This is a genomic window from Pseudomonas sp. SCB32 (assembly GCF_009189165.1).
In the GTDB taxonomy this organism is placed as follows: Bacteria; Pseudomonadota; Gammaproteobacteria; order Pseudomonadales; family Pseudomonadaceae; genus Pseudomonas.
In genome coordinates this window covers 5,368,689-5,382,198 of record NZ_CP045118.1, presented here as the reverse complement: position 1 = coordinate 5,382,198, position 13,510 = coordinate 5,368,689, and the positions used below count along the sequence as shown (strand labels likewise).

The 13,510-nt window shown below is 65.7% G+C and carries 13 protein-coding genes; 10 read left to right on the top strand and 3 right to left on the bottom strand.

The genetic code is table 11. From position 1 onward, the window contains the following. Nucleotides 1-129 precede the first annotated feature (129 nt). From GA645_RS24610 to GA645_RS24590, 5 genes are read left to right on the top strand one after another with little or no spacing between them, the layout of a single operon-like run. Entirely contained in the window at nucleotides 130-2,961 is a 2,832-nt protein-coding gene (locus GA645_RS24610; protein WP_152226321.1) for a xanthine dehydrogenase family protein molybdopterin-binding subunit, read from the top strand. Continuing rightward, nucleotides 2,954-3,493 carry a (2Fe-2S)-binding protein gene (locus GA645_RS24605; RefSeq protein WP_152226319.1) on the top strand — a complete coding sequence of 180 codons (540 nt, stop codon included), beginning with the start codon at nucleotides 2,954-2,956 and terminating at the stop codon, nucleotides 3,491-3,493. Before GA645_RS24610 ends, GA645_RS24605 begins: the two co-directional genes overlap by 8 nt. A 2-nt stretch (nucleotides 3,494-3,495) precedes the next feature. After that, on the top strand, nucleotides 3,496-4,707 hold the full coding sequence (locus GA645_RS24600) for a cytochrome c (RefSeq protein WP_152226317.1): 1,212 nt from the start codon (nucleotides 3,496-3,498) through the stop codon (nucleotides 4,705-4,707). 3 nt (nucleotides 4,708-4,710) lie between these two features. Continuing rightward, nucleotides 4,711-5,682 carry an XdhC family protein gene (locus tag GA645_RS24595; protein ID WP_152226316.1) on the top strand — a complete coding sequence of 324 codons (972 nt, stop codon included), beginning with the start codon at nucleotides 4,711-4,713 and terminating at the stop codon, nucleotides 5,680-5,682. Beyond that, the gene (locus GA645_RS24590; RefSeq protein ID WP_152226314.1) at nucleotides 5,679-6,245 is read left to right on the top strand and encodes an NTP transferase domain-containing protein; all 567 of its coding nucleotides are present in this window, start codon (nucleotides 5,679-5,681) and stop codon (nucleotides 6,243-6,245) included. Before GA645_RS24595 ends, GA645_RS24590 begins: the two co-directional genes overlap by 4 nt. 188 nt (nucleotides 6,246-6,433) lie before the next feature. Here the strand turns inward: GA645_RS24590 and GA645_RS24585 are convergent, their stop codons facing one another. Together GA645_RS24585 and GA645_RS24580 are read right to left on the bottom strand one after the other, a co-directional pair. Next, nucleotides 6,434-7,297 carry an alpha/beta fold hydrolase gene (locus GA645_RS24585; RefSeq protein ID WP_152226312.1) on the bottom strand — a complete coding sequence of 288 codons (864 nt, stop codon included), beginning with the start codon at nucleotides 7,295-7,297 and terminating at the stop codon, nucleotides 6,434-6,436. 65 nt (nucleotides 7,298-7,362) lie between these two features. Further along, complete coding sequence (locus GA645_RS24580; RefSeq protein ID WP_152226310.1) at nucleotides 7,363-8,487, bottom strand: class I SAM-dependent methyltransferase; 1,125 nt, start codon at nucleotides 8,485-8,487, stop codon at nucleotides 7,363-7,365. A 340-nt stretch (nucleotides 8,488-8,827) separates the two neighbouring features. On the opposite strand from GA645_RS24580, the gene GA645_RS24575 reads away from it, so the two are divergent. Next, nucleotides 8,828-9,820 (top strand): TRAP transporter substrate-binding protein, encoded by a 993-nt coding sequence (locus GA645_RS24575; RefSeq protein WP_152226308.1) that lies wholly within the window; start codon nucleotides 8,828-8,830, stop codon nucleotides 9,818-9,820. 116 nt (nucleotides 9,821-9,936) lie between these two features. Continuing rightward, nucleotides 9,937-10,713: a ferredoxin--NADP reductase gene (locus GA645_RS24570; RefSeq protein WP_152226306.1), complete on the top strand. Its 777-nt coding sequence runs from the start codon at nucleotides 9,937-9,939 to the stop codon at nucleotides 10,711-10,713. Nucleotides 10,714-10,758: 45 nt separating this feature from the next. On the opposite strand, the gene mscL is transcribed toward GA645_RS24570, so the two are convergent. Next, nucleotides 10,759-11,166, bottom strand: a complete 408-nt coding sequence (mscL, locus tag GA645_RS24565; RefSeq protein WP_152226304.1) for a large-conductance mechanosensitive channel protein MscL — start codon at nucleotides 11,164-11,166, stop codon at nucleotides 10,759-10,761. 154 nt (nucleotides 11,167-11,320) lie between these two features. Here mscL and GA645_RS24560 point away from each other — a divergent pair, with 154 nt between their 5' ends. The 3 genes from GA645_RS24560 to radA all read left to right on the top strand — a co-directional run bounded on the left by GA645_RS24560 (nucleotide 11,321) and on the right by radA (nucleotide 13,510). Next, nucleotides 11,321-11,563 (top strand): YdcH family protein, encoded by a 243-nt coding sequence (locus GA645_RS24560; RefSeq protein ID WP_152226302.1) that lies wholly within the window; start codon nucleotides 11,321-11,323, stop codon nucleotides 11,561-11,563. Between the two features lie 76 nt (nucleotides 11,564-11,639). After that, on the top strand, nucleotides 11,640-11,882 hold the full coding sequence (locus tag GA645_RS24555; protein WP_152226300.1) for a hypothetical protein: 243 nt from the start codon (nucleotides 11,640-11,642) through the stop codon (nucleotides 11,880-11,882). Nucleotides 11,883-12,136: 254 nt separating this feature from the next. Next, nucleotides 12,137-13,510, top strand: coding sequence for a DNA repair protein RadA (gene radA / locus GA645_RS24550; protein ID WP_152226298.1), 1,374 nt, complete (start codon nucleotides 12,137-12,139; stop codon nucleotides 13,508-13,510).

Here is a 13,510-nt window from a genome sequence, read left to right as displayed (position 1 = left end):
AGTCAGGTTTTCCTGCGGGATCCTTCCTCCGGCGCCATCCCCGAGACGCCCGCGATTCCGCGGCCTCCAAACTCTCTCCAGCACAGAAAAAACCACATGGGCGGACCTGTTCCGTCCAGAGGATGAACCATGTCCAACCGTGATATTTCCCGGCGCGCCTTCCTGCAAGGCGGGCTGATTGCCGGTGTCAGCGTGTCCATGGCGCCGCTCGGCAGCCGGGCTTTCGCCGCCTTGATGGAAAACTCCGTCACCGTCTCGCCCCAGCAGTGGATGGGCCACGACGGCAAGGTGCGCTTCCGTAACGATGCGCTGTCCAAGGTCTGCGGCAACAAGGTGTTCGCCCGCGACATCCGCGCCAAGGACATGCCCGGCTGGCCGCAACAGCAGGGCCACGCCATGCTGCTCAAGACCATCAAGGCCGACCGCATCTTCGACGGCATCGACCTCGCCTGGCTGGGCGCCGATCTGCAGCCTGATCGCATCGTCACCGCCGAGGACCTGGACAAGGACGGCATCGTCTTCCCCGAAGCCCACGCCCCGGACCCGCTGCTGCCGCGCGGCAAGGTGCCGATGTTCATCGGCCATCCGGTGGCCATCCTGATCTGGAACGACTTCGAACGCTTCCGCAAAGCCAAGCTGAAGATGAAGTTCAACGACAAGGCGATCCGCTACGGCGCCCAGGCGCCGCTGTACCAGGGCGATCCCTACGGCAGCTTCCGTTACGTGCGCGTCGGCGGCGCGACCTCGGCCGATCCGGACGAGTTCTCCAGCCTCAAGGACTCGATCCTGTTCCCGATGATCCGCGAGCGCAAACCGGTGTGGAACCAGCAGCCCAACCAGCACGGCAACCTGACCGAGCAGGGCCTGTTCTACGCACAGAAGATCAAGGACCAGATCGACAACCCGCCGGAAAACTGGCTGGTCTTCGACGAGCGCTACAAAACCCCATCCATCGAGCCGGCCGCCATGGAGCCGGACAACGGCAACGGCTGGTACGACCCGGCGAGCAAGACCCTGCACTTCGTGGTCGCCACCCAGTGCCCGTTCGAGGCCGCCTTCGAGACGGCGCACATGATCGCCCCGTCGCGCTTCGGCCTGGCCAAGCTGAACATGCACCCCGGCTACACCGTGGGTTACGGCTCCAAGGACCACAACATCTTCGTCTACTACGCGGCCCTGGCTGCGCTGTACGGCAACGGTGTACCGGTGCGCCTGGCCAATGACCGCTACGAGCAGTTCCAGAGCGGCATCAAGCGCCACCCGTTCGACATTCGCTACCAGCTGGCGGTGGACAAGAAGGACATGACCTTCAAGATCTTCCGCACCGAGATGAGCGTGGATGGCGGCGGCCGCATCAACTACAGCCCGTCCGTGGCTGCCGTGGGCGCCACTGCCGCACAGTCGATCTACTACATGCCGCAGAACGACCTGCAGGTGACCGCCTACCATTCCCGCGCCGTCGAGGCCGGTTCCATGCGTGGCTATGGCACCCTGCAGAGCATGGCGGCCACCGAGATGATGGTGGACGAGATCGCCGGCCGCCTGGGCGTCGACGCCATCGAGCTGCGTCGCGTCAATGCGCTGAAGTCGGGCATGAAGAACACCCAGGGCGCGATTCCCGCCGGTGCCCTGCGCCTGCACGAGATCCTCGACAAGGCGGCCGCCCACGAGTGGTGGAAGACCCGCGACGCGCGCAAGAAAGAGATGGACGCCCAGGACCCGGACCACTGGTATGGCGTCGGCTTCGCCATCTGCCAGAAGGACTTCGGCACCGGCTCGGAAGCGCCCATGGCGAGCATCGAGTTCGACGCGCAGGGCAAGGTGCACATGCGCCACATCGGTATCGAGATCGGCACCGGCATGTCCACCTCCCAGGCGTTGGTGGTAGCCGACTTCCTCGGCAAGCCAGCGGACGAAATGAAGACTGCCGAGACCGAGTGGTCCGAGCTGCAACTGGTGAGCGGTGAAGACCCCTACACCATGAACCAGCCCACCCAGGACGAGAAGCTGCGTAACCCGCGCTGGGTCGGCAAGTACGCCTCGGCGTCGTCGGCGACCAACTCGGCCTACTACTTCAGCCACGCCACCCGTGAAGCGGCGCGCGTGCTGTTCAACCACGGCCTGTGGCCGGCGGCCCTGGAAATCTGGCGTCGCGGCCCGTTCAACGGCGCGGCCAACCCGCTGGTGGTGCGTCGCGAAGATGCCCACTGGGTTGACGGCAAGCTCACCGCCAACGGCCTGGAGCCGCTGTCGTTCGCCGAGCTGGCCAAGGTCGCCCACGAGAAAGGCCTGATTACCGGTGCCACCGTCCATGGCTTCAACCGCTGGAGCTGGGCGGAGTGCGATTTCGTCATCGACGGCGTGCGCGACCGCCTGCCGCTGGACGCCCTGGCCGTGAAATACGGCGATGGCGCGCCGGGCGTGAAGAAGGCGCAGATGAACAGCGCCGGCTTCCACCTGCTGGACCGCCAGAACGTGGCCTATCCGCCGGTGCAGCTGAACAACGCGGCGGTCACCTACTACAGCCCGGTGGCGACCATCGTCGAGCTGAAGGTGAACAAGGGCAATGGCGAAGTCACCGTGCTCAACCACCACAGCTGGATCGAGTGCGGCCGCGTGCTGGTGCCGGAGCTGGTGAAAGGCCAGATCGAAGGCGGCACCGCCATGGGCATCGGCCATGCGCTGCTGGAAGACATGCCGCTGTACGAGGGTGGCCCGGGCGAGGGCGACTGGAACTTCAACCGCTACCGCCTCTCGAAGGCGAAAGACGTGGCCGTCTGGAAACAGAGCTCGGAAATCCTTCCGCCGCTCTCGCCCAGCGATCCGTCCAAGGGCATCGCCGAAGTGGTGATGATCCCGGTGGTCGGCGCCATCAGCAACGCCGTGGCCCACGCCATCGGCAAGCGCGTCCGCGACCTGCCCATCACCCCCGCTCGCATCAAGGAGGCCCTCAATGGCTAACCGTCCGCTCAACCTGACCTTGAATGGTCAAACCGTCGGTCCGGTCGAGGTTCCCGAGGACCTGCCGATGATCGACTACCTGCACGAATACCAGAACCTCACCGGTTCGCGCCTGGGCTGCGGCCAGGGCATCTGCCATGCCTGCGTGGTGATCGTCGACAACCCCGACGGCACCAGCGAGGAAGTGCGTACCTGCATCACCGGCGCGCACTACTTCGAAGGCAAGAAGGTGCGCACCATCGAGGGCCACGCCAAGCGTGACGCCGATGGCTCGGTGAAGGAACTGAACCCGATCCAGCAGAAGTTCGTCGACCGCTTCGCCTTCCAGTGCAGCTACTGCGCACCGGGCTTCGTCAACGCCGCCACCGTGCTAGTGGAGAAGGCTCAGCGCCAGCCGCTGAAGAAGAGCGAACTGGAGGCGACCATCGAGGCGAGCCTTGGGCACCACATCTGCCGCTGCACCGGGTACGTGCGCTACTACGACGCCACCCGTGAAGTGCTGACCGATCTCGGCCTGGTCAAGGAGGGCTAAGCATGCAGCGCATTCTTTCCGGCCTCGCGCTGGCTGCCGGTCTCGGTCTGGCAATTGGCGCACAGGCTGCGGACCAGGAACTGATCAAGCGCGGCGAGTACCTCTCCCGCGCCGCCGACTGCATGGCCTGCCACACTGCCGAGGGCGGCGCACCGTTCGCCGGCGGCCTGCCGATCGCCTCGCCGTTCGGCACCATCTACGGCAGCAACATCACCCCGGACAAGGATTTCGGCATCGGTGGCTACAGCGCCGACGAGTTCTTCGCCGCGATCACCGAGGGCAAGCGCAAGGACGGCGCCAACCTCTACCCGGCGATGCCCTACACCTCGTATCACCTCATTAAGCGCGAGGACAGCGATGCCCTCTACGCCTACCTGATGAGCCAGACGCCGGTGCACCGTGCCGCGCCTGAAACCAGCCTGAGCTTCCCGTTCAACGTGCGCATGGGCTTGTCGGGCTGGAACATGCTGTACGGCAAGAGCGTCCAGCTGGACAACGCCGAAGGCAAGAGCGAGCCGTACAAGCGCGGCCAGTACCTGGTGGAAGTGCTCGGCCACTGCGGCGAGTGCCACACCCCGCGCAACAGCATCGGCGCGCTGCAGCAGGACAAGCGCCTCACCGGCGGCCTGCTCAACGGCTACAGCGCCCCGAGCCTGCTGGCCCAGGTCCTGGCCGAGCGTGGCTGGACCAATGCCGACCTCACCGGCTTCCTCAAGCACGGCATGAGCCCGCAGGGCAGCATGTTCAACGAGATGTTCCCGGTGATGCACCTGAGCACCCAGCACCTGGGCGATGAGGACCTGGCCGCCATGGCCACCTACCTGCTCGGCGATACACCGCCGCAGGCCAAGGTGGTGCAGCCGGTGGCAGCCGACCAGCTCAGCGAAAGCTCCAAGCGTGGCCGCCAGCAGTACCTCAACGTCTGCGCCGGCTGCCACGGCAACGACGGCGAGGGCAAGCCGCACATCGCCGTGGCGATGCAGGGCAATACCACCCTGCGCCTGGCCGATTCGCGCAACCTGGCCAAGGTCATAGTCGAAGGCATCCGCGAGCAGCAGTTCACCGGTTTCGAGCGCATGCAGCCGATGCCGGGCTTCGCCGACAAACTCAGCGACGAGCAACTGGCCGACCTGATCAACTACCTGCGTCAGGCCTGGGGTGGTCTGCCCGGCGATCTGGGCGTACAACAGGTAGCTCAGCTGAAGTCGGAGTGAGTCGTGCAGCATCTCGATCTGCAAGTGGTTCGCCAGGCGCTCCAGTGGTCGACCGCCGGCGAACGGGTGTGGCTGTGCAGCGTGCTCTTCACCTACGGCTCGGCGCCTCGCGCGCCGGGCTCGCTGCTGGCGGTCAACGCCAGCGGCCAGTGGGTGGGCTCGCTGTCCGGCGGCTGCGTCGAGGATGACTTCCTCGAACGCGTCGCCGAAGGCGAGTTCGCCGAGCCGGTGGTCGTCGTGCGCTATGGCGACGGCACTGATACCCGCAGCAATATCCGTCTTCCCTGCGGCGGCATCCTCGACGTGCTGGTGGAAAACCTCGCGCCCGATTGCGACGTCCAGGCCCACCTGCGCGAGCTGGAGTCGGCGCTGCTCGGCCAACGCCGACTGCTGCGGGAAGTAAGCCTGCTCGACGGTTCGCGCCGCTTGAGCGATGACCACGAGCACGGCCCGCGCGTGGAGCGCGACGATGCCAGCGTGCGCCTGCGCGTTGGCGCCGCCCAGCGCCTGTTGCTGGCCGGCTACTCCAGCGTCGCGCAGTTCTGCGCGGAGTTCGGCAAGGGCCTGGGCTTCGAAGTCATCCTCTGTGACCCGCGCGAAGAGGCGCTGGACGGCGTGGTGCTCGATGGCATCGAAATCCGCCGCGAGCTGCCCTCGGTGTTCATCGCCAACGGCGGCTGCCATGCCGACACGGCGGTGGTGGCGCTGACCCACGACCCGAAGATCGACGACCTGGCGATGCTCGAAGCGGTTCGCACCGAGGCCTTCTACATCGGCGTTATGGGCTCGCGCATCACCTCCGAGAAGCGCCGCGAACGCCTGCACCGAATCGGTGGCCTGAGTGATGCCGATCTGGCACGCATCCACGCTCCCATCGGCCTCAACCTGGGCAGCAAGACTCCGGCGGAAATCGCCCTGGCGGTGCTCGCTGACATCCTGCGTACCCGCAGCGGCATTGCCCGCGAGGCGCTGTGACGGTTGTTGCGCTGGTCCTGGCCGCGGGCCAGGGCTCGCGCTTCGGCGCGGACAAGCGCCGGGCGCTGTTGCCGGACGGGCGCAGCCTGCTGGCCCACAGTGTCGAGCGGGCACAGGCCGTGTTCGACGAGGTGCGCGTGGTGCTGCGCGATGACGAGCGGGCGGAGGACTTTGGCCTGCCTCTCGGCTGCCGCGTTATCCACAGCCCGGATGCGGCGCTTGGCATGGGCCATAGCCTGGCTGCCGGTGCGGCGTCACTGACCGACTGTAATGCCCGAACCGTCGCTATCCTGCTTGGCGACATGCCGTGGATCTCCCCGGAAACCCTGCGCCAACTGGCCGATGCCGCTTCGGCCTCGACCATCCTGTTTCCGCTATTCGATCACCAGCGCGGCCATCCCGTGCTGTTCGGCCGCGAGTTCTGGCCTGCGCTGACGCAACTCACCGGCGACGAAGGCGCGCGCGCCGTGGTGCAGGCGCACAGAGATTGCTGCGTCACCCTTGAAGTTGCTGATGCGGGCGTACTGCGCGACGTCGACACTCCGGACGTTCTGCGTTCCTGACCGGGTTCGCGAGCAAGCTCGCTCCTACAAGGGAAACTCCGGCGCCAACCTGTAGGAGCGAGCTTGCTCGCGAACCCCAGCGGCACCAGTACACACGGTTCTCGCCGTAGGGCGAATAACGCCCCAGCGTTATCCGCCACAATGGCCAACGGCGGATAACCTGTTCCAGGTTATGCGCCCTACGATGATCAATGCTGCCCCAACCACTGCCCAATGTGCGGCCAGATTTCCAGGCTGGCATTGCGCGACAGCAGCAGGCGGTTGTGGCTGTAGTCCTCCCGCGCGCCGGTCGCCAGACCGAACAGCTCCAGCGTCGCCTGCGCACCGCCAAACGCTTTCACCAGCGCCTCGCACCCCACGACCGGCGCGATGAAGGTGTCTCCGCTGCCGGCCACGCCCAGCACCGGCAGCTCGACGCCTTGCAGCGCGGTCAGATAGTCGAATCCGCTTAACGAATCGAAGCGCCGCCGCAGATTCCACTGGCACCACTGGCGCATCAGCCGCGCGCTCTCTGCTTCCGGGCCGACGCTCTTCGCCCGGCTGGGCGCGACTCGCCGCCAGCGCAACATCCAGTCGTAGCCAAGAATGGCCAGCCGATGCGACAGGCTGGCGCCCGCCGCCGTGGCCTGCGAGCCGATCAGCACCAGTGAACGCAGCCGGCGCCGCGCCAGTTCGGGATAGCGCGCTGCCCACATCGAGACGATCAGCCCGCCGCCGGAATGGCCGATCCAGTGCAGCGCCGCCTGCCCGCTGCGCAGGCTCACCGCATCGAGGATTGCCGGTACGTCCTGCTCGGCCACCTCGTCGAAACTGTGGGTAAAGCCGTTGCGCCCGCTGTCCCCATGTCCGCGCCAGTCGAACAGCCAGCAGGCAAAGCCGCGCCCGGCCAGGTAGTTGGCCAGACCCAGGCAACTGCGGTAGTTGGAAAAGGTGCCGTGAGTCAGCACCACTGGCACGCCGTCTGCCGGGCCTACGCGGCGCAGGGCAAGATCGATGCCGTCGGCGGTGCGGATCAGTTCGGGTGGGAGGAGGGCGGCTTCTTGTGCGGTCATGGCGCGCGTCCGAGTGGGGGCGATCCATGCTGCTCCGGCTTACCGGCCGGAGCAATCCCGTCAGCTCATTTGGTCGCTTTCAGCACCACGAATTTCGGATTCGCCGCCACCTGCTCGACGCCGCGGAACAGGCGCTTGAGCTTGGCGTGGTAACCCAGGTGGCGGTTGCCGACGATCCACAGCTCGCCGCCGGTCACCAGCGCCGCGCGGGCCTGCTGGAACATGCGCCAGGCGAGGAAGTCGCCGACCACCTGCTGCTGGTGGAAGGGCGGGTTGCACAGCACCAGGTCCAGCGAGTCGGTTGCCTGGCTGGCGAGGCCGTCGTCCGGATGGATATCCACAGGGCGATCGCCGAAGGCGGCCTGCCAGTTTTCCCGCGCCGACTGCACGGCCATGTAGGACTCGTCCACCAGCGTCAGTTCCGCCTGCGGATTGAGCTGGGCGAAGGCGATGGCGAGCACGCCGTTGCCGCAGCCCAGGTCGGCGGCGCGTACCGCATGGTGGACCTGCGGCAGGTACGGGAGGAAGGCGCGAGTGCCGATGTCCAGGTCTTCGCGGCAGAACACGTTGGCGTGGTTGACCAGTGTCAGCGCCGGTTTGTCCAGGCGGTAGCGGGTGGGGTAGGGCGATGCCGGCGCCGCGCGCTCTTCGGCGGTGGCGATCAGCAGACGAGCCTTCTTCACGGCCAGAGAGGCCTGCATCGGCCCGATGTACTTTTCCAGCAGGTCGCCGGCGGCGCGGGGCAGGTGCTTGATCATGCCGGCGGCCACCACTGTCGCGCCCGGCGCCAGGCGGCCATGCAGGCGGATCAGTTGTTCTTCCAGCAGCGCCAGGGTCTTGGGAACTCGCACCAGCACGTGGTCGAACGGGCCTTGCGGGGTGTCGCTCGCAGGGACGAAGGACAGCGCTGCGTCGGCGAGGCCATTGCGTTCGAGGTTGCGCTGCAGGGCGATGAAGCCCAGGTGCGAGTCGCCGCTGCTGGTCAGGTGTACGTGGGGCGCGAGGCTGGCGGCGAGGGCGCCGAAGCTGTCGTTGAGCACCAGCACCCGGCTGTCCGCGGTGATGCCCTGCTCGTGCAAATGGCTGAGCAGATACTCGTCCGCCGCATCGAATGCCTGCAGCGGGTCATCGCGCTGTTCGGGGTGGCGGACCAGGTCGAGCTGGGCGAAGGGGCTGGCAAGGACGGGCATGGGGCTCTCGAACAAAGGTGTCTGGCTCAAGTCGCGAAACATGGCCGACGGCAAGGGCGGGTGGCCCGTTGCAATCGTATTGTCATGAGACTGAGACGTGGTTGGCTGTCGGCGGCTTGTGTGGACCGGCTGAATACCGAAAAATTATCACCTATCCGCCCCGCCTTCGTCTGCGTTGCGGCCTACCAATAATAACCGGGCGCTTTCCGCGACCCGGTAGGGCCCGATCCCGGAACTGCGTTCCGTCGACCAGCGGCCGCCTCCCTCGAAAGTCTTCACGAAACCTCGACCCGCGACGCGTGCTCGCGCGCCGGGCTATTGCCATTGCATAAGGATGTCGATGTACCAGTCGTTTCTCGGGGTGGCGCTGTCTGCCCTGTTCCTCGTGGCCCAACCGGCCTTCGCCGATGAGCCTATTGTGATCAAGTTCTCCCACGTCGTTGCCGACGACACTCCGAAGGGCCGTGGCGCGCTGCTGTTCAAGAAGCTGGTGGAGCAGCGCCTGGCGGGCCAGGTGAAGGTCGAGGTCTTCCCCAACTCCACATTGTTCGGCGATGCCGAAGAGCTGCAGGCGCTGCAGGACGGCAAGGTGCAGATGCTGGCGCCGTCGCTGTCCAAGTTCGAGGGTTACACGAAGCAGCTGGAAGTCTTCGACCTGCCGTTCCTGTTCGATGACCTGGAGGCGGTGAAGCGCTTCCAGAAGCGCAGCATGAGTCGCGAACTGCTGCATTCGATGGCCAAGTCCGGCATCTATGGCCTGGGCTACTGGAACAACGGCATGAAGCAGCTTTCCGCCAACCGCGAGCTGCGCGCGCCTGCGGATGCCAAGGGACTGAGCTTCCGCATCCAGCCCTCGTCGGTGATCGAGGCCCAGTTCGGTCTGCTCGACGCCAAGGCGGTGAAGCTGCCGTTCGGCGAAACCCTCAAGGCGCTGCAGGACGGCAAGGTGCAGGGCACCGAGAACACCTGGTCGAACATTGGCAGCCAGAAGCTCGACACCGCCCAGCCGTTCATCACCGAGACCAACCACGGCGTGCTCAGCTATATGCTGATCAGCAACCAGAAGTTTTGGAACAGCATGCCGTACCCGGTGCGTACCCAGCTGGAGAGCATCATCGAGGAGGTCACCGTCGAGGTGAACAAGGACGCCGAGTCGCTGAACCAGAAGGAGCGCGAGCGCGTGGCGGCCAGCGGCAAGGCGCGTATCGTCAGCCTGACTCCGGCCGAACGCGATGCCTGGCGCACTGCGATGCAGCCGCTGTGGAAGCAGTTCGAGGGCGAGATCGGCAGCGATGTGCTGCGCGCCGCCCAGGTCGTGAACCGCAAGCACTGATCAGGCACTGACGTAGAGCAGGCTTGTGGCAATTCCACGGATAGCCACAAGCCTTGCGGGTGTTTCTCGCGCCGCGAATACGGGAAAATGGGCCGTTCTTGAGAGAGGAGCGGCCCATGACCGCCAGCGAAGAGAAGTTCACCCGGCAGACCCTGCTGGACGTGCAGACGCTCACCCCGAGTCTGTTCACCCTGCGCACCACCCGCGACAGCGGCTACCGCTTCCGTGCCGGGCAGTTCGCCCGCCTGGGTGTTTACAAGCCCAGCGGTAGCATCGTCTGGCGCGCCTACTCGATGGTGTCGGCGCCCTATGACGAGTTCCTCGAGTTCTTCTCCATCGTGGTGCCGGGCGGGGAGTTCACCAGCGAGCTCAGCCGCTTGAGCGTCGGCGACCAGTTACTGGTGGATCGCCAGGCCTTCGGCTTCCTCACCCTCGACCGTTTCCCCGACGGCCGCGATCTCTGGCTGCTGGCCACCGGTACCGGTCTTGCTCCCTTCCTCTCGATCCTGCAGGACTTCGAGGTGTGGGAGCGCTTCGAGAGCATCAAGCTGGTCTACAGCGCCCGCGAAGAGAAGGAGCTGGCCTACCGCGAGCTGATCACCAGCTTCGCCGGGATGGAGCACCTGGCCGAACACATCCACAAGCTGCAGTTCATTCCGGTGGTTACCCGCGAGAGTGTGCCCGGCTGCCTGAATGCGCGGATCACCACGCTGATCGAGAACGGCGAACTGGAGCGTGCCGCCGGCCTGGAGCTCAGCCCGGAACACTCGCGGGTGATGCTCTGCGGCAACCCGCAGATGATCGACGACACCCGCGCCGTGCTGAAGGCCCGTGGCATGAGCCTGGCGCTGACGCGCAAGCCCGGGCAGATCGCCGTCGAAAACTATTGGTAGGAAGGAGGAGGCTCACCCCGCCGCAGCGACGGGGTGAGACGGGGTTCAGGGCGCGCGGTTGCGCTGCTCCTTGAGCAGGTCGCGGATTTCGGTCAGCAGTTCCTGGTCCTTGGTCGGGCCGGCCGGCGCCGCTTCTTCCTCGCGCTTGAAGCGGTTTATGGCCTTGACGCCCATGAAGATGGCGAAGGCGACGATCAGGAAGTCCAGGCAGGTCTGGATGAACTTGCCATAGGCCATCACGACGGCCGGCGCCTTGCCTTCGGCGGCCTTGAGGGTGATCGCCAGGTCGGAGAAGTCCACGCCGCCGATCAGCAGGCCGATGGGCGGCATGATCACGTCGCCGACGAAGGACGAGACGATCTTGCCGAAGGCGGCGCCGATGATGATACCGACGGCCATGTCGACCACGTTGCCTTTGACGGCGAAAGCCTTGAACTCGCTTAGCAGACTCATGCAGGAACTCCTTGTAACAGAGGGGGACAGGTGGGCAGTTTAGCGGCCCGCCGCAGGCTGATCATCCCGAATCGCTCAATGACCGGCGGTGCTGGGCGCTCTCGCCGGGTGGTCTAGGCTTATCGGGCAACCCATCCATTTAAGGAGGTCCGCCATGCCGCTCGAGCATCATCCCCTGTCCCGCGAATTTCCCGACCAGAAGGCACTGATGACCCGGTTGCACGGGAAGGACGCCACCTTCACCCGCCTTGCCGCCAACTACGAGGAGCTGGACAAGAAAATCTACGACATCGAGGACGGCCGCCAGGCGATGGACGACCTCACGCTCAACTCCCTCAAACTGCAACGCGTGACACTGAAGGACGAGATCGCCGATCTGCTCAAGCGATCCGGTTGAGCTTGATCAGAGTCAAGGGTGTGGGGCGGAGCGAGGCGTAGGCTCCCGTCATCTCTTTCCAACCGGTGCCACCGCCATGCGCAAAGCCATTTCGTCCTCTGGCAAGTCCGTCACCAAGTCCACCCAACGCAACGTCGAGGTCCTCCGCGCCCAGGAGCGCCTGGTTCGCCTGAAGCTGCAATACGAGCTGCTGGACCAGCGCATCGGTCGGGTGGAGGAGGGTGTCGAGCGCGCCGACGGCACCCTGGCCTCGCTGCTGATGCGCCGCGAAAGCCTCAAATGCGACATGGAAAGCCAGTACCGTCGCCTGGCGAGCTAAGAACCTGTTTACGATCTGCTGCGTGTCGGCATAACTGCGTTGAAATCGGTCTCGGAAGCCGCTTGCGGCTAACGCACGTCAGTGCGGCCCCGAAGGGGCGAGCGTAGCGAGTCATGCTTATTTACTGCGTGTAAACTCCGCTCCCTCAACCGATTTCGCCTTGTTCTGCTCTAGCTCGCGAGATCGTAAATAGGTTCTGAAGCGCCTGGCCCGATTGGCTATGATGCGGGCTTTGTCTTCGACGGAGTCCGCCCATGGCCAAGGCCAAGCGCATGTATGGCTGCACCGAGTGCGGCGCCACCTTCCCCAAATGGGCCGGCCAGTGCGCTGACTGCGGTGCCTGGAACACCCTGGTCGAGACCGTCGTCGACACCACGCCCACCGGCGGTTCCGGAAGCTCTGGCCGCGGCGGCTGGGCCGGCCAGCAGGCCAATATCAAGACCCTCGCCGAAGTCAGCGTCGAGGAGATGCCGCGCTTCACGACCGCCTCGGCGGAGCTGGACCGCGTGCTCGGCGGTGGCCTGGTCGATGGCTCGGTGGTACTGATCGGCGGCGACCCCGGCATCGGCAAGTCCACCATCCTCCTGCAGACCCTCTGCAACGTCGCCGCGCGCCTGCCGGCGCTCTATGTCACCGGCGAAGAGTCCCAGCAGCAGGTCGCCATGCGCGCCCGTCGTCTCGGCCTGCCCGAAGACAAGCTCAAGGTCATGACCGAGACCTGCATCGAAAGCATCATCGCCACTGCGCGCCACGAGCAGCCGAAGGTGATGGTGATCGACTCGATCCAGACCATCTTCACCGAACAGCTGCAATCAGCCCCCGGCGGTGTCGCCCAGGTGCGCGAGAGCGCGGCCTTGTTGGTGCGTTTCGCCAAGCAGAGCGGCACGGCGATCTTCCTGGTCGGCCACGTCACCAAGGAAGGCGCCCTGGCCGGCCCGCGCGTACTGGAACACATGGTCGATACCGTGCTGTATTTCGAGGGCGAGTCCGATGGTCGCCTGCGCCTGCTGCGCGCAGTGAAGAACCGTTTTGGCGCGATCAATGAGCTGGGCGTGTTCGCCATGACCGACCGTGGCCTGAAAGAGGTATCCAACCCTTCGGCGATCTTCCTCACCCGCGCCCAGGAGTCGGTGCCCGGCAGCGTGGTCATGGCCACCTGGGAGGGTTCGCGGCCCATGCTGGTGGAGGTGCAGGCGCTGGTCGACACCAGCCACCTGGCCAACCCGCGTCGCGTCACCCTCGGCCTGGACCAGAACCGCCTGGCCATGCTGCTGGCGGTGCTGCACCGCCACGGCGGCATCCCGACCTACGACCAGGACGTGTTCCTCAACGTAGTGGGCGGCGTGAAAGTGCTGGAAACCGCATCGGACCTGGCGCTGATGGCGGCGGTGATGTCCAGTCTGCGCAACCGGCCATTGGATCACCAGCTACTGGTGTTTGGCGAGGTTGGTCTTTCCGGTGAGGTGCGTCCGGTGCCCAGCGGCCAGGAGCGCCTGAAGGAAGCGGCCAAACACGGTTTCAAGCGCGCCATCGTGCCCAAGGGCAATGCGCCCAAGGAATCGCCGCCGGGCCTGCAGGTCGTCGCGGTGACGCGCCTGGAGCAGGCGCTGGATGCGTTGTTCGAATAG